Below are 18927 nucleotides of genomic sequence, written 5' to 3'. Positions count from 1 at the left end.
CGGCGTTAGAAGCGCGGATCTAGCCGAAGTCCCATCCCGATCCAGCCCCACCAATCTAGCCGAATCCGGCCCGGCCCTCCCATCGCCGCCCTTGCGGAAAACGCGAGGCAAAAAAAGCCCCGCGTCCGGGGCGGGGCAATTACCACGAAGACTGATACATCGACGGCGGGCACCTGCCAATGCCGAAGCCGTCAACGGCATGGTAGAGGGGCAATATGACGATCCGGGGACGAGGCGGTGACGTCTCGATGAAGCGGCCGGCGGCACGCCCAACGCGGCGCGCTCCTATGCGCTTGGACGCGGTCCCATGCGTTCCTGCGCAGCGCCTGCGCGGCGCATGCGTGCCCATGCGTGCCCATTGCGTCCATCCGTGCTTACACGCGCTGCAGCAGCAGCCCCTTCAGATATTCGCCCTCGGGGAAGGCCGCCAGCATCGGATGGTCGGTGCCGGCCGACAGGCGCCGCAGGATGCGCGCATCGACGCGCGCGTCGGTGGCGGCGCCGGCCACGATCTTGTGGAACAGCTCCATGCCGATCGCGCCCGAGCACGAGTAGGTGAACAGCAGCCCGCCGGGGCGCAGCAGCTGCATGCCGACCAGATTGATTTCCTTGTAGGCGCGCGCGGCGCGGTCGATATGCTGGGCCGACGGCGCGAACTTCGGCGGGTCCAGCACGATCAGGTCGAACTGCCGGCCCTCGGCGCGGAACTGGCGCAGCGACTTGAACACGTCCGCGTCGAGCCAGCTGGCGCGGTCCGCATCGAAGCCGTTCAGCGCGACATTGCCCTCGGCGATCTTCAGCGCCTCGCCCGACGAATCGATCGACACCACCGAGGCCGCACCGCCGCGCAGCGCCGCCAGCGAGAAGCCGCCGGTGTAGCAGAAGCAGTTCAGCACCTCGCGCCCTTCGGCGAGGTCGCCGACCAGCTTGCGGTTGTCGCGCTGGTCGACATAGAAGCCGGTCTTGTGGCCGTTGCGCACGTCGACGTAGTAGCGCACGCCGTGTTCGGTGACCGACAGCTCGGGGTCGGGCTCGGCGCCGGCCAGCACGCCCGTCACCAGCGCCAGCCCCTCGCGCTCGCGCACCGCGGCGTCGGAGCGCTCGTAGACGTTGGGGCAGCCGGTCTCCCGGATCAGCGCCTGCACGATCGCGTCCTTCCACTGCTCGACGCCGGCGGCGTTGAACTGGCAGACCAGCTGCGCGTGCTCGGCGCCGCGGCCGGCGCCGTAGTAATCGACCACCAGCCCGGGCAGCCGGTCGGCCTCGCCGAACACGAGCCGCACCGCGTCGCTGTCGCTGACCCATTGGCGGCGATGCGCCACCGCGGTGGCGACCCGGCGCTTGATCAGCGCATGGTCGACCGGCTCGTTCTCGTCGAAGGTCCAGACGCGCGCGCGGATCTGCGAGTGCGGGCTGTAGGCCGCCTTGGCGAGGAAGCGGCCGTCGGCGGCGCGCACCGTGATGGTGGCGCCGGGCTCGGCACGGCCCTCGACGCGGTCGATGCCGGTCGCATAGATCCAGGGATGGCGGCGCAGCAGGGACTTTTCCTTGCCGGGCTTCAGGGTCAGGGTATTCATGATTCAGGGAAGGGAGGCCGCGCAGCGGCGGCCTTCTGGTTCACCGCGCGGTTCGCTTTCCTCTCCGGCCTGCGGGACAGGGCCTGGAGGGAACGGTAAAGCGGCACGGTAAGAGCGGCGCGGTGGAAAGGGACAGGCACCGCCGGCCGAAGCCGGCGTCATCGTCGCGTTACAGCACCACCTTGACCATCGGATGCGCGGTCAGCGCGCGATACAGGTCGTCCAGCTGCTCACGGCTGGTGACCCAGACCGTCACGGTCAGGCCCAGGTAGTTGCCGTTGCGCGAGGGGCGCATCTCCATCTTGCCGGCATGAAAGCCCGGGTCGAATTCCTGCACCAGCGTGACGATGGCCTCGGCGAAGCCGTCCTGCATCGCGCCCATCACCTTGATGGGGAAATCGCTCGGGTATTCGATCAGCGAAGGCTGGTCGCGCCCGTTGTCGGTGTTGTCGGCGCTCATGGCGGCGGCCTCCTTGTTGCGTGTTACTTGCGCTTGAACCACAGCCGGATGGTGTCCCAGATGCGGCCGAAGAAGCCGGCTTCCTGCACCTCCTCCAGCGCGACCACCGGGAACTCGGCCACCTTGGTGGTGCCGTCCATCAGCTTGACGGTGCCGACCTGCTGGCCGGCCGTGATCGGCGCCACCAGCAGCTCCTGGCGCTCCAGCACCGGCTTCAGACGGCCCGCGGTGCCCTTGGGCACGGTCACGTAGGTCTCGTCGCGGACGCCGATCTTGATGGTGTCGTTGCTGCCCTTGTAGATGTCCGGCGTGGCCAGCACCTGGCCCTTGTCGTAGAGGCGCAGCGTGTCGAAGAACTGGAAGCCGTAGTTCAGCACCTTCAGGCTTTCCTGCGTGCGGACCTGTTCGCTGGTGGTGCCGATCACGATCGAGATCAGGCGGCGCGAGCCGTTCGGCACGTTGGCCAGTGGGCGCTTGGCCGAGGAAATCAGGCAGTAGCCCGCCGACCGGGTGTGGCCGGTCTTGACGCCGTCCACGGTCGAATCGATGTACAGCAGGCGGTTGCGGTTGGGCTGCTTGATCTTGTTATAGGTGAACTCCTTTTGCGAGTACATGCCGTAGTACTCGGGGGAAGTCCTGGATCAGGCGCGTGGTCAGGATCGCCAGGTCCGCCGCGGTGGTGTAGTGGTTCGGGTCGGGAATGCCGTCGGTATTCGTGAAATGGGTGCTCTTCATGCCCATGCGCTGGGCCTCGCGATTCATCATCGCGACGAAGCCTTCCTCCGAGCCGCCGACCGCCTCGGCCAGCGCCAGCGCGGCATCGTTGCCCGACTGCACGATCAGGCCCATCAGCAGGTCCTGCACCGTGACCGGCTTGTTCGGCTCGATGAACATGCGCGACTCGTCGCTCTTGACCTTCAGCACCAGATTGGTCGGCACCACGGCCTGGTCCAGCGTCAGGCGTTTTTCCTTCAGCGCCTGGAAGGCCAGGTAGGCGGTCATGATCTTGGTCAGCGAAGCCGGCTCGATGCGGGCGTCGGCATTCTGCGAGCCGAGCGCCTGGCCGCTGGTGACGTCGTAGAGCATCCACGCCTTGGCCGCCACCTGCGGCATCGGCACGGCCTGCGCGCGCACCGTCAGCGGTGCACTGGCAAGCGCGAGCACGGCGGCGCTGGCCAGCAGGGTGTGGGCGATGCGGTGGGAGAACAGCGGCGAAGCTTGATTGAACATGTTTTCAGGTTCCGACAAGAGAGAAAGGGCAGCGTCGCGCCGCCACGCGGGCGTGGCGGCAGGGCAAGGAACGGCGGCCACGGATTGCCATGGCCGCCCGCTCAATGCCCGGGCTCAGCGCTGCCACGCATTGACGACGAGCTGCTTGATCAGATGCAGCTTGCGATGGAAGAAATGGTCGGCGCCGGGAATCACCGTGACCGGCAGTTCCTGCGGCCGCGCCCAGTCGAGCACGCTGGCGAGCGGCACGGTCTCGTCCTGCTCGCCGTGGATCACGATGGTATCGGCCGGCACCGGCGCGACCTGCCAGCGCGAGGCCGCGGTGCCGACCATCGCCAGCCGCTCGGCGGGCGTGCCGGCCTCGGCCAGGCGCCGCGCCACATGGCTGACGACGAAGCTGCCGAACGAGAAGCCGGCCAGCGCCAGTGGCAGCGTCGCCGCGTCGGCGGACCAGTCGCGCTGCTGGCGCATCCAGTCGATCACCGCCAGCAGGTCGTCCTGCTCGCCCTGGCCGTTGTCGTGCTCGCCAGCGGTACCGCCGACGCCCCGGAAATTCGGCCGCACGGTGGCGTAGCCCAGCTGCACGAAGGCGCGCGCCAGCGTCTGCGCGACCTTGTTGTCCTTGGTGCCGCCGAACAGCGGATGCGGATGGCCGACCAGCGCGAGGCCGCGCACCGGGGCGGCCTGCGGCAGGTCGACCGAGACGTCGATCGCGCCGGCGGGACCGGCAACGGTGAGTACCTGGGTATGCGCGTTCATGGCAGGAAGGGCGGAAATCCGGGGTCGAAACGAAAGTGGGCGTGGGCGCGGATGGATGCGGAGGCGCCTGCGGGCGCGGCGCTCAGCGATCCACCATCAGGCGTTCGACCGGCTTGCCGTGGATCAGATGGCTGTCGATGATTTCATCGATGTCCTGCTCGTCGACGAATGTGTACCAAACGGCCTCCGGGTAGACCACCAGTACCGGACCGAGTTCACAGCGGTTCAGGCAGCCAGCCTTGTTGATCCGCACCCGGCCCTCGCCGCCGGCGATGCCCAGCTCCTTGCAACGCTTCTTGGCGTATTCCTGCATCGCCTTGGCGTTGTGGTTGGCGCAGCAGTTTTCGCCCGGCTCGCGCTGATTCAGGCAGAAGAAGACGTGGTGCTGGTAGTAGCTGCTCATGCGTGGGAGGGCGCGGCGCGCTCGGCTGGGCCGCGCGCGCGGCTTGGCGCCGGTCGGAACGGTGGGAAGCTCGGAATTATACGGCGAGCCGGGGGCCGTTTCGACCGCATGGCGGCGTCCGCGGCGCGGCGCCGCGGCGGGTGTTAGCTATGGCGCACAGGAGGCGCTGGTTTGAGGCCGTCGTCGCGAGCGCGGCATAACGGGCACGGCGGCTACGGCCTACGGCCCCTATGGTTGCTGCGGACGCCATGGCGGCTACGTCCGCTACGGCAACTACGGTACCTACGGGCCGCTGGGCAACTACGGCTGCTACGGCCCTACGACCACTACGCCCGGCTCACCGCCACATATTGCGCATCCGCGCGGCCAGGTCGACCGCCGGCAGCGACGCGCGCTGCGGCGCCGCGTCGACCGGCGGAGGCGGCGGCCACGCGCGGCTGTGGAAATGCGGCATCACGCGATTGGGCAGGAAGCGCGTGCGCGACGCATACACGTGGCGGTCGCCCATGCCGGGCTGCTGATGCACGTAGAAGCGCTGCGGCACGACGATGTCGAGATGGTCGCGTGCGCGGGTCATCGCGACATAGAGCAGTCGGCGCTCCTCCTCGATCTCCTCGGTGGTGCCGGTGGCCAGGTCGGACGGCAGGCAGCCGTCGACCGCGTTCAGCACGTAGACCGCCTTCCACTCCTGGCCTTTGGCCGAATGGATGGTCGACAGGATCAGGTAGTCCTCGTCGCGCAGCGGCACGCCCGATTCGTCGCTGGAAGCGTCGGGCGGGTCCAGCGTCAGCTCGGTCAGGAAGCGCTCGCGCGAGCCGTAAGTCGCGGCGATGCGCGCCAGCTGCTGCAGGTCGGCGGCGCGCGCGGCGGCATCGTCGTGCAGGCGTTCCAGATGCGGCTCGTACCAGCGCAGCACGCGCTCGAAGTCGACCGGCCATGCCGCCGCGGGCGCCATCGCCTCGCGCGCCAGCGCGACCAGTTCCGCCCATGCCTCGGCCGCGGCCGGCGGCGCTTCGAACGATTCGAGCGCGAACAGCGGATCGCTGGCGAGCTCGAGCCCGTCGAGCACGCGCGCGGCGGTCTTGGGCCCGACGCCCGGCATCAGCTGCAGCGTGCGGAAGCCCGCCATGCGGTCGCGCGGATTCTCCAGCCAGCGCAGCGCCGCGAGCATGTCCTTGACGTGGGTCGACTCGAGGAATTTGAGTCCGCCGAACTTGACGAAGGGGATGTTGCGGCGGACCAGTTCCAGTTCGAGTTGCGCGCTGTGGTCGGCGGCGCGGAACAGCACCGCCTGCGCCATCAGCGCCAGCCCTTCTTCGCGCCGGGCAAGGATGCGCTCGACCACGAAGCGCGCCTGCTCGGTCTCGTCGCCCACCACCACCACGCCCGGCTTCTCGGCGCTGGCGCGGTCGGACCACAGGTCCTTGGTGAAGCGCTCTGCCGCCAGCCCGATTACCGCGTTGGCCGCGGCCAGGATCGGCTGCGTCGAGCGATAGTTGCGCGACAACGTGACCTGTCCCGCCGGCGGCGAGAAGCGGTGCGGGAAGTCGAGGATGTTGCGCACGGTGGCGCCGCGGAACGCGTAGATCGACTGGGCGTCGTCGCCGACCACGGTCAGGCCGCGGCCGTCGGGCTTGAGCGAGAGCAGCACCGCGGCCTGCAGCGCATTGGTGTCCTGGTATTCGTCGACCAGCACGTGGTCGAAGCGCTCGCCCATGTCGCGGGCCAGCGCCGGCTCGGCCAGCGCCTGCGCCCAGTACAGCAGCAGGTCGTCGTAGTCGAGCACCTGCTGCTTCTGCTTGGCCTCGACATAGCCGGCGAACAGCGCCCGCAGCGCGTCCACCCACATCGCGTAGCGCGGGAACTGGCGCTGCAGCACTTCTTCGAGCGGCAACTGGGTGTTGACCACGCGCGAATAGATCGCCAGGCACGTTTCCTTGCGCGGGAAGCGCGCGTTCTGCGCCGACAGGCCGAGGTCGTGCCGCACCACGTTCATCAGGTCGGCCGAATCGCCGCGGTCGCTGATGGTGAAGGAGGGCGACAGGCCCAGCGTCTCCGCGTATTCGCGCAGCAGGCGCGCGCCGATCGCGTGGAAGGTGCCGGCCCATTGCAGCGCGGCGCGGCCGGGATTGGCCGACGAGGTGGTGCCGTTGCGGGCGGCGAAGGCCTGGTCGACGATGCGCTCGACGCGCCGGCCCATCTCGACCGCGGCGCGCCGCGAGAACGTCAGCAGCAGAATGCGGCGCGGATCGGCGCCGCCCAGCAGCAGATGCGCGACGCGGTGCGCCAGCGTATTGGTCTTGCCCGAGCCCGCGCCGGCGATGATCAGCAGCGGCCGGTCGGTGGCGTGCTCGACCGCTTCACGCTGCTCCGGGTTCAGTGCGGCGAGATAGTCGACCGGAGCGGCCGGGTCGGCCGGAACGCTCGGAGCGATCGGATCGGACAGTGCTGCGGCGGGAGCGAGGGCGAGATCGGCGGACACAGGGGCGGGCGAGGGCGAAAACCGGAAATGTTCGCCGCAGACTGTATATCCATACAGATGTGTTGGGCAAGCGGGGGGATGGTTGAAGCGACTTGACGGGCGCTTTTGGTGGAGCTTGCGCCGGGAATGCCCTCTCCCCCGACCCTCTTCCGCCCGCGGGAGAGGGCGAACCCAATCGCCGTTGGGACGCTGCGGGTTTGCGCCCCTCTCCCGCTTGCGGGAGAGGGGGCTGGGCGAGAGCGCAGCCCCGCCCCCGTCAGCGCATCAAACCGCCTTGGCCAGCGCCTCGTCCAGCAGCCGGTGCAGGCTGTCCCATTCCGGCTCGCCGACGTAGCGCTTCAGGATGCGGCCGTCCTTGTCGACCACGAAGGTGGTCGGCGTCAGCTGTACATCGCCGAAGGCCCTGGCCGCCGACCCGTCCGAATCGAGCGCGACCTTGAACGGCAGCTTGCGCGTCTCGGTGAAATTGGTCACGTACATCGGCGGGTCGTAGCTCATCGCGACCGCGACGAACTCCAGGCCCTTGTCCTTGAACTGCTGGTAGGTGCGCACCATGTCCGGCATCTCCTTGACGCAGGTGGTGCAGCTGGTGGCCCAGAAATTGACCATATAGACCTTGCCCTGCAGCTGCGCGGTGCTGACGCGCTCGCCGGACAGCAGCACGAAGGTCGCCTGTGGCGCATGCTGGGCCGGAGTCAGCGCCCGGTAGCCGAACCAGCCGAGCAGGACCAGCACCAGCAGGCCCACGATCAGCGGCCAGCGCTTGCGGGGGGGAGGCGGGACGTTCCGGTTGGGAGGCGGACGAAGTCATGATGGGCCGACCGAAGGAGGGGAAAACGCCATTCTAGCGCCGAGGTGGCCGATGGCGCCCAACCCGAGCTCTAGCCCGAACTCGAGCCTGAGCGCGCGCCCGAACCCGAACCCCAGCCCGAGCCCGAGCCCGAGCCCGAGCCCAGCCCAGCCCCAGCCCCAGCCCCAGCCCCAGCCCCAGCCCCAGCCCCAGCTCCAGCCCCAGCCCCAGCCCCAGCCGAGCCGAGCCCAGCCGAGCCCAGCCGAGCCCAGCCGAGCCCAGCCGAGCCCAGCCGAGCCGAGCCCGAGGACGGGCTCGGGCTCGGGCGTGGCGTGGCGTGGCGGGGCCGCGTGGTGGCCCCCCGGCGGGTCAGCGCCCGCGGGCCGCGGCCGCCATCGCGGCGCGGGCGGTGTCGAGCGACTGTTCCAGATAGGCGCCGTAGAAGTCCGGCTGCATGCCGCGCAGCGGCGGCGCGGCCGGGCGCCCCTTGCCGTCGAGAAACAGCACCGTCGGCGCGAAGCGGATGCCATGCTCGCGCGCCCAGGCGCGTGCGGTGGTGGCACGGCCGTCGGCATCGCGGATCGGCGTGGCGGCGCTCATGTCGAGCTCGCGCGCAGCGAGCTGCCCGGCGGCGGCCTGCGGGCCCAGGTAGTTGCGCCGTACCGCTTCGCAATAGCCGCAGTTCGGCAGCGTCACCAGCACCACCAGCGGTTCGCCGCGCAGGCTGGCCGCGCGGGTTTCCGCCGCCAGGTCGGCGACCGCCGGAAGGTGCACGGGGCTGGCCGCCTGGACCGATGGCGCGGCAAGGGCGAGCGACAGGCCGGCGACGGGCAGGGTGACCAACGGGGCGACGAGCAGCGCGGCCGATAGCGCGGCAGATCGCGCGGCCGATAGCGCGGCAGATCGCGCGGCCGACTGGGCAGCCGACTGGGCGGCAGGCAGCGCCCGGGCGGCGCCCCGGAGCCATGCCGAACCCATGCGGCGACCTGCGAAGTCCAAAACCATAATGAAATATCGAGATCAGAAAGACACTGCGTCAGTGCCTGATCCCCGATAATAGCGGCTTGGCCGCACCCCTTGCCGGTGCGGCGCTTCGTTCCCCTTTATCGGCCGTCTTTTTCCACCCGTCGTTCAGGCTTCCCGATGTCTCGCCTTTCGTTCCTCCGCCGGCCGGCCCGGTATTGCGCCGGCCTGGCGGTGGCCGCGCTGCTCGCCTGCTCGCCGCGCTACGACTGGCGGACCATCCAGTCCAACGAGGGCGGCTATGCCGCGCTCTATCCCGGCAAGCCGACCAGCGCCGCGCGCGATGTCGCGATCGCGGGCCGCAAGCTGCCGATGACGATGGAGGCGGCCCGCGTCGACGAGACGCTGTTCGCGGTCGGCGTGGTCAGCCTGCCCAGCGACGATGCCGCGCTGCGCGCCGAGGCGCTGTCGGCGATGCAGTCCGGCCTGCTGGCCAATCTGGGCAACGCGCCGACCGAGCCGGTGCAGACGCGCGCGGTCACGGTGATGTCGTCGGCCCAGCCGCCGGTCGCGCTGCAGGGCATCGAGATCCGTGTGGCCGGCGTCTCGCCGCAGGACAAGGCGCCGCGCCGGCTGACCGCGCGGCTGGTCGCCAGGGGGGACCAAGGTCTACCAGGCCGTCGTGCTCGAGGCCGGCGATGCCGCGCGCGACCAGCGCCAGGCCGAGCAGGTCGAGCAGTTCCTGGCCGGCTTCCACCCGTTCTGATGCGTCCCCGTACCGGCTCGCGCAGCAACCGCATCGGACTGTCCATGCGGCCGTCCTCGCTGCTGCGGCGTAGCGAGGGCGCGCTGGTGTTCGCCTGCTTCGCCGCGGCCTATGTGCTGTCGTACGCGCTGCGCACCATCAACGCGGTGATCGCGCCCGAGCTGATCGCCGACATGCGGCTGTCGAACGCCGACCTGGGCCTGCTGTCGTCGGCCTATTTCCTCGCCTTCGCGGCGATGCAACTGCCTGTCGGCCAGTGGCTGGACCGGCGCGGCGTGCGGCGCGTCGAAACCGCGCTGCTGCTGATTGCCGCGGTGGGCGCGCTGGTGTTTGCGCTGGCCGGCTCGGCGGCGACCTTGTGGCTGGGGCGGGCGCTGATCGGCGCCGGCGTGTCGGCCTGCCTGATGGCGTCCTACACCGCCTATCGCCGCTGGTTTCCGACCGCGCGCCAGAGCCAGCTGTCGGTCTGGATGCTGGTCGCCGGCAGCGGCGGCGCGCTGATGACGACGCTGCCGGTGCAGGCGGTGCTGCCGTGGCTGGGCTGGCGCGGCGTGTTCCTGGTGATGGCGGGCCTGCTGCTGGTGTCGGCGCTGGCGCTGTATCGGGGACTGGCGCGGGTCGAGCGGCGCAGTGCGCGGCTGGCGCGCGGGGCGGAGCGGGCGAGTCCGCTCGCCGATCCTGTCGATATCGCGGCCGATATCGCTACTGCTAGCGCGACTGGTAACGCGACCGTCAGTGCAACTGGCAGCGGGGCAGGAAGCGCGACGGACGGCATGACGGACGGCGCGACGAACAGCGGGGGAAGCCCGACGAACGGCGTGGATCGCGCGACCGCCGCTGCGCAGGTCCCGGCGGCCACGATGGCCGGCGGCTATCGGGCGTTGCTGCGCCATCCGGCCTTCGTTCGCGTGCTGCCCTTCGGCCTGCTGAACCAGGCCGGCTTCATGGCGGTGCAGACACTGTGGGTCGGCCCCTGGCTGGTCGACGTGCTGGGCTTCGGGCCGGACCGCACCGCGCAGATCCTGTTCCTGTTCAATATCGCGCTGCTGGCCGGCTATCTGCTGCTGGGCTGGCTGGCGCCGCGGCGCGCGCGCGATCCGGTCGAGTCCGCGCGGCTGGTGATGGTCGGCGCCGGGCTGACGCTGGTGCTGCAGGCGGCGATCGTCGCCTGGACCGCGCCGGCGGCGTGGCTGCTGTGGCCGCTGCTGGCGATGTGCGCGAGCACGCTGTCGCTGATCCTCAGCACGCTGAGCCTGTCGTTTCCGGCGGCGGTCGCCGGGCGCGCCAATACCACCTACAACCTGCTGGTGTTCGGCGGCAGCTTCCTGATCCAGTGGGGGCTAGGGGTCGCGATCGATCTCTTCCGCGACGCCGGGCTGCCGCAGGCCGACGCGTTCCGCGCGGCGCTTGGCGGACTGCTGGGGCTGCAGCTCGTCGGCTATCTCTGGTATGCGCTCGTGCCACGGCTTTGGCGGCGGGCGGCGGGTTGAACGCCGCCGGGGTTTGGAGCGATCCGGGGGGGGCTGAAAAGGTCCGGGGGTTTGGATACGTCCGCGGAAACGTCCGGGGATCTGAAAAGGTCCGGGGATTGGAAAGGTCCGCGGATTGGAAAGGTCCGGGGATTGGAAAGGTCCGCGGATTGGAAAGGTGCGGGGATTGGAAAGGTCCGCGGATTGGAAAAGTCCGCGGATTGGAGAAGTCCGGGGAATGGAAAGGTCCCAGGGGCCGGCAAGGTTCCGGGGGTTGAAAAGGTTCGGGCCTGGGCAAAAACAGGAAGGAGCAAATCATGCGTTGGGAAATCTGGCTTGCCTATTTCGCGGCCTGCTGGGCGATCGCGGTCTCGCCGGGCTCGGGCGCCGTGCTGTCGATGAGCCACGGGCTGTCCTATGGGCTGCGCAAGACCACCACCACGATTCTCGGCCTGCAGACCGGGCTGCTGATCGTGCTGCTGGTCGCCGGCGGCGGGCTCGGCGCGCTGCTGATCGCGTCCGAGCATGCGTTCGCGGCGGTCAAGACGGTCGGCGCGCTGTACCTGATCTATCTGGGCGTGCAGCAGTGGCGGGCGCGGGTCGAGCAGGAGCCGGGCGATGCAAATGGCGAGGGCAAGTCCCAGGGCGGCATCCGCGTGGCCGCGATGAGTCCGCGCCGGCGTTTCGCCACCGGCCTGCTGACCAATGTCACCAATCCCAAGGGCATCGTCTTCATGGTCGCGGTGCTGCCGCAGTTCATCGACGCCGGGCGGCCGCTGGCGCCGCAGCTGGCGATCCTGGCCGTGACGATGTGCGCGGTCGACCTGATCGTGATGCACGGCTACGCGCTGCTGGCCTCGCGCATGCAGGGGCTGTTTCGCGACGCGCGCGCGATGCGCTGGCAGAACCGCGTGTTCGGCAGCGTGCTGATGGCGGTCGGCGCCGCGCTGTTCTTCGTGCGGCGGCAGCCGGGCTGAGCGCGATCGGACCGGACCGGACAGGACCACGCTGGCTGGCGATCCCCCGGCCGGTTTGCTTCAATGGTGGTTACCTCGCTCCTGGAGCCACCGATGCCGCGCCGCGCCCACCATACTGTTCCGCCGATAGAAGACCCGCCGCCGCCCGGCGTGCCGCCCGATCATCCGCCGATCGAGGAGGAGCCGGAACCGCCGGGCGAGCCGCCCGAGGCACGGCGTCAGGCTTGATTCAGGGCCACGCTCTGCTACCGCGCCGGTTTGCTCCCCTCTTCCACTGGTGGGAGAGGGGCGGGGGGAGAGGGCAGGGGCGATTGAATGACCGGCACTGCCGGTATGGCGAGCGCCGTTCCCCCTCCCCAACCCCTCCCGCCACCGGGAGAAGGGACCCGGAGCGATAAGCTGATCAGCCGATCAGCCGATCAGCCGATGAACGCAGCGCATCGCTAAACCGGCCGCAACACCCGCCGATACTGCACCGCCTCGGCCGCATGCGCCGCGCCGATGGTGTCCTCGCCGCCCAGATCCGCGATGGTCCGCGCGACCTTCAGCACGCGAAAGTACGAGCGTGCCGACCAGCCCAGGCGCGCCATCGCCGCGCGCAGCAGGCCCTGCGCCTGCTCGTCGAGCGGGCAATGCCGGTCGATCTCCTGTCCCGCCAGTTCTCCATTGGGTTTGCCCTGCCGTTCGAGCTGCCGCGCCCGCGCCGCCAGCACGCGCGCGCGGATCGCCGCGCTGTCCTCGCCGGGTGGGCCATCCAGCGTCTCCTGCTGGCTTTGCGCCGGCACCTCGATCTGCAGGTCGATGCGGTCCAGCAGCGGCCCGGACAGGCGCGATTGATAGCGCAGCACCTGGTCGGGCGTGCAGCGGCAGGCGCGGGCCGGATGGCCCTGATAGCCGCAGGGGCAGGGATTCATCGATTTCTTTTGTGACAAAAATTGGTTGAGGTAGTTAGGTCTAGGTTCCAATAATGGGCCCATACCAAGGGAAAGGGGCAGACGTGTGGGCAAAGTGGATAGCAGGGCAGGTAGAAGGGATACAGGTCATAGGGACGACGCCCCAGCGGATGTCGTTGACCTCGAGGAGGGATACCTAACGATTGCCAATGCGGCCAAGGAGTCTGGCAGGACCGTCGTTGATTTCACCGGCTTCGCGGCATGGCTGACTGCAGAATCTCGAGTAATCGCGTGGCGCGCTCTTCGGCGGTTTTCAGCCCGCTATTCGACTGCGACACAGACGTACGCCGTGCGCGCCGTACTCGAGTTGTGGCGAGAAGAAGTGAGCCGTCACGGCGCGCAAGCGCCAGGGCCAGGCCGGTGCCCAGACGACCTGGTACTGGAGCTGGCACGGCTACGGGAAGCTCTCTATCGTCAAGGCATAGGTGCCGGGAACATGGTGGCGACCGTAAGCTTCAAGTGGGGCTGCTTTCTGCAATTCTTGAAAGATGCCAGAGCCGTTGGCTTCCTACCAAAATTCAATCTGCACGCGAGCGCACTACGCCCCTTGCCACAGCGGTTTGTCCGATCCAGCAGAGAGGCGGCCGCGCAATATCCGGATCAGCATCACGGCCGGATTCCCCGGACCTTAAACTTCAAGAAAGATTCTTACAACGAAGAACTCTTGGAGCCCATCTCCATCAGTGCCGCGGACGATCAGTATCTTAAGGACTATGAGCATCGTCTCAGGCAGGCGATCCAAGTTTTCAAGCAGTGCGCTCTCCGCGAGTTCTCGGCGTTCGAGAGGGCCAGAAACGATGGGCATGCGTTGATCCGAGGCGGCGATTATGGCCGGCTGAAAACGCTCTTGGAGACAAGGACGGGACCGCAAAAATATGTGGATCCTATCTGCGGGAAGCATCTGTTCCGGCCAGAGGGAGGGCATCCAAATTCGCTAGAACACCTCCTACTGGTCGTTCATCACGAAATGGGCGGAATTCCGCGGCCGTACGCCCAGTATGTCCTCCGGGATGGGAAGCAGTCCGCGCGCACAGTGCCTGGGACTCCGCCGCATTGGCGGTTCGTTCAGCTGTCTGGCAAGAACACGCTGCTACCGCATTTAGGCCTGATGAGCAGCGGCATTGCCGCCGTGTGTTTTGTCTTGCTCCTTCTCGAGCATCCGAACATCAACGTAACCTCGCTCGCTCGAGCTACCGTATTTGACGACCAGGGCAGGATGAGTTTGTTACTTGATGCCACTGAGGACGATGGATCTGCAACAAGACTCGTTTTGCAAAAACCACGCGCAGGTACAGAGCGTGCTGTGCTTCTTACTCCCCCTGTCGAGACGCGTTATCAAGTGTGTTATCCAATGTACCGAAGTCCTTCGTAAGGAGCTTCGAAAAAATGGTAAAGCGCGCGCTGCCAATCGTCTGTGGCTCGGCGTCAATACCCTTACTTACGATGTAATTGATATTTCGGAAAAAGACGCTCTCCACTGCGTTCAGAGGACAGCGAGGCGAAAGAGACTGGGGGAAGTCAAGCAACCAATCTCGCAGAACTCCCTTCGTAGAGCGGCATCCCGAACTCGAGCGATGGCGGGAGTGTGCCACTCTGAAGGCTCTAAGGGTGAGCGTTGGTGTCCTGGAATATCTTCAGTCCGGAGGTGACTTGGTCGCGGCTGCTCGTGCATTCGGCCATCGAAACATCAGAACCACGATCGCACACTACATTCCAGAGGCACTTCGTCTAGCAATTCACGAAAGACAGATCCGTCGCCACCAAAATATCCTCATTACTTCAGCAGTATCCGACAGTGATTCTTTACTGAAGATGACCGACTTTCGCACTCTGGAAGAATTGCATCTGTTCCTCAATTCTGGCATTCCTGATGCATATCGACAGAACGATGCAATGGCCGCGTTTGTATCGAGCCCGTCGGAAGCCGACGCAAGCATTCCGCCTCTTGTTCTTTGCAAAGATGTGCGCGCGCTTGCCGTCCTGGTGCTATATCGCGAGCATTTGCGCGGCATTCCGGAGGCGACGCTAGAGCAACCTGACGTGCTAACCAATATGACACCAAGATTCTGGTGTGAGTTCATGGACTCTCTGAAGGCGCCATTGCCAACGGTCTTTCAGGAGGTCAGATCGTTGATACAGAGCGCAGAGGTATTGGCCTCAGAACTAAGCGAACAAATTCGCTTTCCAAGGCTCCAATGACATCCCTCCCCCCAGGATCTCGAAGACTTTTTCGCCGCTGCAGCGATTGCCGCAAATAGCGAACGGCGGCCTCACTGGTTGCACAGCGCTCTTGCGGATCCAGTGTGGAAAGTAGCAAGCAGCGCGCGAGCTCGCAAGGTAAATGGTGTATGGAGGAATCTGACGGAGTTGCGTTGGGATCTTAGACTGCCGACGGGAAGACTGTCTGACGCAACACATCGAATACTGTTGGAGGACGGCAAAGCGCTACTGCTTTCTGCCTTCACTGGACCAGAGTCGCTTCCGCCGAGTCGGCTTGCGGCCTTTCATCACCGCTTAATCAGCACGCTTGAATTCTTGGCGGTACAGCACTATGAGGCGGCAATCCGGTCTGGAGTACGGGCAATGAGCTGGGATGTTTGCAGGGAGTATGTCGTTCAGTTCAAGGAAGGAGGCGTCTCGGCTACCGCTGGGATGAACGCTCGCTGGGAGGCTTTCATGGTCAATCTAATGAAGGATGATCGTTTAGCGTGCGGTCGACCCTCGCAAGCGCAAGATTCCCTCAGGGCAGCAAAGGACGCCCTGGCCCGCATCGGCTTTTATGATCGCCACGGGCGTTTGATTGCCGCCAAGGTAGCGGAAGCCGTTTCCACCTCGCCACGGCGATACGCTCGATTGATCGCCTTTCGGACGTATCTTGAAAGATACCAACTCCGTGATGAAGCGAAGGGGTCGAGCCCCAAGTGGCGCGCCGTGGATCAAGAGTATTGGAATACCGACGGCGTAGTGGCGTGGGTCCTCCGATGTGGAATAGCGGCCCGCTCCACGCATTTGCAAGATTGGGAGCTGTGCGACGTCGCTGCCGTACGGGAACACCTGACGTTCTTGAAAGTAAGCAGTCGGACACGAACGAAAACCATCCCACCGAGTGTGGCAAAGCAGCTGGTAAGTGGATGCGTCGATTGGTTGATGTGTCATGGGGAAGCGCTGACGTGCTTTGTCGAACATCTTTTAGACCACATGTCGTCCGTGCCACCGTCCTCGAACTCCGCCGTTGCTCGGATGGAAGCGGCGTTCGCATCCATACCACTGCCAACGGGCTTGAAAGATTTGAACGTGGACGGTGTTTGGCGTACCGGACGGTTTGGGTGGCATGACCAGTACGCAAACGGTGACGCCCTTACTGTGTGCGACCTGCTCGATATTCACACTGCCGTTTGCTTCGCTGTGATAGCTCTTTTCACCTGCTCAAGAAAGAGCGAGGTGCTTGAGCTGGAGGATGATGACGTGTGGCAGCGCGCCGGCAGATGGCACGTAGAGGTTGCACTTCGCAAAACAGGCCGACAAGGGATGCGACGCCACGTGTCAAAGCCAGCTCCTCCGTTAGTAGGCGCGGCTGTGAATTCCCTCGTTCGCATCCGACGTGCTCTCCTGGCAGTAGCATCGATCGACGACACACTATTGGCACGTCGGCTGTTTTTTTCGGTGGTGCGAACGGAGCGGCTAATCGACACGCTGGTGCCAGCTTCGATATATAGCAAGCTCGCTCTCTTATCCGGTTGGTTGGATCTTCGAGACCACAACGGAAAACGATGGCATATCCGTCCTCATCAGCTGAGGCGACTTTTCGCCATGAGTTTTTTCCACTTTGGCGGACTGGAGAACTCTCTTCCAGCGCTTTCTTGGATGATGGGACATGAGGAGATGTACCGGACATGGACCTACATCCAAGAAGACCTCACCGGCTCTGAAATTTCTTCCGTGGAGGCGTCGCTGGCCGCCAATGCAGTTCGAAGCGACGATGACAGGCTCGCCCTCGAGCAGCTTCGTAACTTGTTGCGAAGGCACTTTGGAGTAAGCGATTTGGCGGTCCTCGATGAGAGCGAACTACACGACTATCTCGAGCTCCTACAGTCGCAAGGCGTATATACGGCTCGGCCAGGTCAAATCAGAACCTCCGAAGGTGTTCGATATACGGTTTTCATCCACCTAAAACGCGAGGAGCTATGATGCCGCGGCTACGTGCAGGGCAAACAGCGGAAAGCGTCAGATCACTCGCGGAGAAAAATCGTTTCAGTGCGCTCGCTCGACTAGAGCAACTTGAATCGTTCCTCCAGGGGGGACCATCGGAATGCCGAGCACTTCCGAAGTTTCGAGCGGCTGTCGGCTTGGCATGATCCCCAATTAGGTATCTACCGCATGACCCCAAAAACTCTACGTGGGCATATCAATCATTGCTTCGAGGGAGGGCAAGATCGACTTCTTTCTCTGCTACCAGGGGCGCGCAATCGAGCGAAGACCACCGGGCACGCACCGCATGGCAAGCAATCGGCATCTGATCGGGCCGGGGCAGTCATGGAAATGACGGGACGTTACCTCGATTTGCTGGAGCGATTGAAGCGTCTCGCGAGCACATCCGACACAGCGGCCCAAGAATTAAAGCATCACTTGAGACTGCACGGCGCCTCTAAGCCACAGCTGCATCTGGTGAAGTGATGTCAAAACTGTGGGAGTTGACCGATCCGACATTCCGTCTTCGGCAGCATGGTGGCAGCGGGCCATCAAGCTTCTTGTCCGCGGGCAAGATTGCAGCGGTGTATTGGCCCAGCGGCTTATCTTGCTGGCCGGTCAACGCCTACTTGATCGCTCTGCTGCGAGCGAACAGCGCGCCGTCGTCAGTGGCGACGTACGCTGCACAGCTGTCTCATCTGGTCAGATTTGTGGCGAAGTTAAATATTGAGTTCGAACAACTGACCGATGATCGCCTATTGGAGCTAGCGGGGTGGCTGCGTGAACGCCCCTCGTCAAAGACTAGTTCTCGGCAAGTCAATCGGATCATCCTGCGTGTAATCGACTTCCTTCTGTGGTTCCAACAGCGGTTGGTACTGGAACGTCCGATCATTGGGGAGGATGGCGATGGCGCGGCAATTACGATTGAATTCAAGTCCACGCGGGTCCGTGGGCGACTTGTCCAGCGTCGATCTCATCCCGCTGTTGGGCCACCGAACGTTGCAAGAGTCGTGCGTCCGATTTCGTCCAACAACATCGCAACCTTGATGGCCCAAGCTTCATCGATGCCAACGTCGTCGTTCGTGCGTGCCAGAGATCTTGCCATGTTGAAGCTGCTGATGGATAGTGGCATTCGCCGCCAGGAACTGGTTTGGGTTACTGTCGCGGCGCTGAGGGCCGCTCGTGAAAACGGCGGGAGGCTGGATATTCGATCTGCAAAGCGACGGGGCAATCCGACACGCCAAGTCGTGGTACCGCTGGACACAATTGCGGCGGTGAACAGGTTCATAGATATCCAGCGCGCTTTGCTCTTTGATCGCCGCCGGACGCTAAAGCGCGGATCTGACGATGCCGGCTGGGCGTTTTGTTCGGTATCCGGAGAACAGTTGGCTCCAGTCACAGTCACGCAGACGATAGGCCGCCTACGACGGAGCGCGGGTATCAAGGAGCGCGCCACAGCACACATGTTTCGCCATCGGTGGATAACACTGCAGGTGGCAAAGAGGCTAGATAGTGTTCGATCTGACGTTCCTCTCGGGCTCGATGCCCTAACGACGATTCTTAGTCGACTGGCCAGCATGACAGGCCATTCCAGCATCAACAGCCTATGGACGTACGTGGATTGGGCATTCGATGAAATCGAGCGGGCGAGTAGTGCAACTCAAACACCGGGTGAAGAGATCGTGGCGGCGCTCGAAGAGTTGGCCAGCGAGTTGAAGCGGCAAGGAGTGCGGGACGAGACGCTACGCGCCCTGAATAGGATCCGGATGAAGCTATCCGCTCACGCCACTGGTCCAACGAAGATGAGCGTGAGCGCGCACTCTATGCGCGAAACTGGGGGCACGCTAGCGCGCTCGTAAGCCGCCGCGACTACAGGACCCATGGGTTCTGAGCTGCTGTTAGAAGAGCGT

At 65.4% G+C, this 18927-nt stretch carries 13 protein-coding genes and 3 pseudogenes; 7 read left to right on the top strand and 9 right to left on the bottom strand.

Annotated features, from left to right (window positions below; genetic code table 11):
* Positions 1–374: 374 nt before the first annotated feature.
* The 8 genes and pseudogenes from OJJOAM_RS07540 to OJJOAM_RS07505 form a co-directional block, all read right to left on the bottom strand.
* Positions 375–1577 carry a class I SAM-dependent rRNA methyltransferase gene (locus OJJOAM_RS07540; RefSeq protein WP_422649383.1) on the bottom strand — a complete coding sequence of 401 codons (1203 nt, stop codon included), beginning with the start codon at positions 1575–1577 and terminating at the stop codon, positions 375–377.
* Positions 1578–1746: 169 nt separating this feature from the next.
* Positions 1747–2037: a DUF493 family protein gene (locus OJJOAM_RS07535; protein ID WP_053820987.1), complete on the bottom strand. Its 291-nt coding sequence runs from the start codon at positions 2035–2037 to the stop codon at positions 1747–1749.
* Positions 2038–2060: 23 nt separating this feature from the next.
* Positions 2061–3267 (bottom strand): annotated as a pseudogene (locus OJJOAM_RS07530) (D-alanyl-D-alanine carboxypeptidase family protein).
* 114 nt (positions 3268–3381) lie between these two features.
* Entirely contained in the window at positions 3382–4026 is a 645-nt protein-coding gene (locus OJJOAM_RS07525; protein WP_149317163.1) for an alpha/beta hydrolase, read from the bottom strand.
* A gap of 82 nt (positions 4027–4108) precedes the next feature.
* On the bottom strand, positions 4109–4429 hold the full coding sequence (locus OJJOAM_RS07520; RefSeq protein ID WP_006578238.1) for a (2Fe-2S) ferredoxin domain-containing protein: 321 nt from the start codon (positions 4427–4429) through the stop codon (positions 4109–4111).
* Positions 4430–4766: 337 nt separating this feature from the next.
* Positions 4767–6911 (bottom strand): ATP-dependent helicase, encoded by a 2145-nt coding sequence (locus tag OJJOAM_RS07515; protein WP_422649382.1) that lies wholly within the window; start codon positions 6909–6911, stop codon positions 4767–4769.
* A gap of 264 nt (positions 6912–7175) precedes the next feature.
* Positions 7176–7649: a TlpA disulfide reductase family protein gene (locus tag OJJOAM_RS07510; RefSeq protein ID WP_422649528.1), complete on the bottom strand. Its 474-nt coding sequence runs from the start codon at positions 7647–7649 to the stop codon at positions 7176–7178.
* A gap of 421 nt (positions 7650–8070) precedes the next feature.
* On the bottom strand, positions 8071–8544 hold the full coding sequence (locus OJJOAM_RS07505) for a thioredoxin fold domain-containing protein (RefSeq protein ID WP_422649381.1): 474 nt from the start codon (positions 8542–8544) through the stop codon (positions 8071–8073).
* Between the two features lie 300 nt (positions 8545–8844).
* Here OJJOAM_RS07505 and OJJOAM_RS07500 point away from each other — a divergent pair.
* The 3 genes and pseudogenes from OJJOAM_RS07500 to OJJOAM_RS07490 all read left to right on the top strand — a co-directional run bounded on the left by OJJOAM_RS07500 (position 8845) and on the right by OJJOAM_RS07490 (position 11876).
* Positions 8845–9430, top strand: a pseudogene (locus OJJOAM_RS07500) (hypothetical protein).
* Positions 9430–10920 (top strand): MFS transporter, encoded by a 1491-nt coding sequence (locus tag OJJOAM_RS07495; RefSeq protein WP_422649380.1) that lies wholly within the window; start codon positions 9430–9432, stop codon positions 10918–10920. The pseudogene OJJOAM_RS07500 and the gene OJJOAM_RS07495 overlap by 1 nt, the downstream one beginning before the upstream one ends.
* Positions 10921–11216: 296 nt before the next feature.
* Positions 11217–11876, top strand: coding sequence for a LysE family transporter (locus OJJOAM_RS07490; protein WP_422649379.1), 660 nt, complete (start codon positions 11217–11219; stop codon positions 11874–11876).
* Positions 11877–12319: 443 nt separating this feature from the next.
* Here OJJOAM_RS07490 and OJJOAM_RS07485 read toward each other — a convergent pair.
* Positions 12320–12793: pseudogene (locus tag OJJOAM_RS07485) on the bottom strand (ATP-binding protein); the annotation flags it as partial.
* A 472-nt stretch (positions 12794–13265) separates the two neighbouring features.
* On the opposite strand from OJJOAM_RS07485, the gene OJJOAM_RS07480 reads away from it, so the two are divergent.
* The 4 genes from OJJOAM_RS07480 to OJJOAM_RS07465 all read left to right on the top strand — a co-directional run bounded on the left by OJJOAM_RS07480 (position 13266) and on the right by OJJOAM_RS07465 (position 18876).
* Positions 13266–14201: a hypothetical protein gene (locus OJJOAM_RS07480; protein WP_422649378.1), complete on the top strand. Its 936-nt coding sequence runs from the start codon at positions 13266–13268 to the stop codon at positions 14199–14201.
* Between the two features lie 236 nt (positions 14202–14437).
* The gene (locus OJJOAM_RS07475; RefSeq protein ID WP_422649377.1) at positions 14438–15028 is read left to right on the top strand and encodes a hypothetical protein; all 591 of its coding nucleotides are present in this window, start codon (positions 14438–14440) and stop codon (positions 15026–15028) included.
* Between the two features lie 384 nt (positions 15029–15412).
* Positions 15413–17017 (top strand): hypothetical protein, encoded by a 1605-nt coding sequence (locus tag OJJOAM_RS07470; RefSeq protein WP_422649376.1) that lies wholly within the window; start codon positions 15413–15415, stop codon positions 17015–17017.
* Between the two features lie 629 nt (positions 17018–17646).
* Positions 17647–18876 (top strand): tyrosine-type recombinase/integrase, encoded by a 1230-nt coding sequence (locus OJJOAM_RS07465; RefSeq protein WP_422649375.1) that lies wholly within the window; start codon positions 17647–17649, stop codon positions 18874–18876.
* The last annotated feature ends 51 nt before the right edge of the window (positions 18877–18927 follow it).

It is taken from the genome of Cupriavidus sp. H18C1 (genome assembly GCF_049311595.1).
Classification (GTDB): Bacteria; Pseudomonadota; Gammaproteobacteria; order Burkholderiales; family Burkholderiaceae; genus Cupriavidus; species Cupriavidus cauae.
The sequence above is the reverse complement of the archived record's forward strand: the minus strand, read 5'-3'. Positions and strand labels throughout refer to the sequence as shown.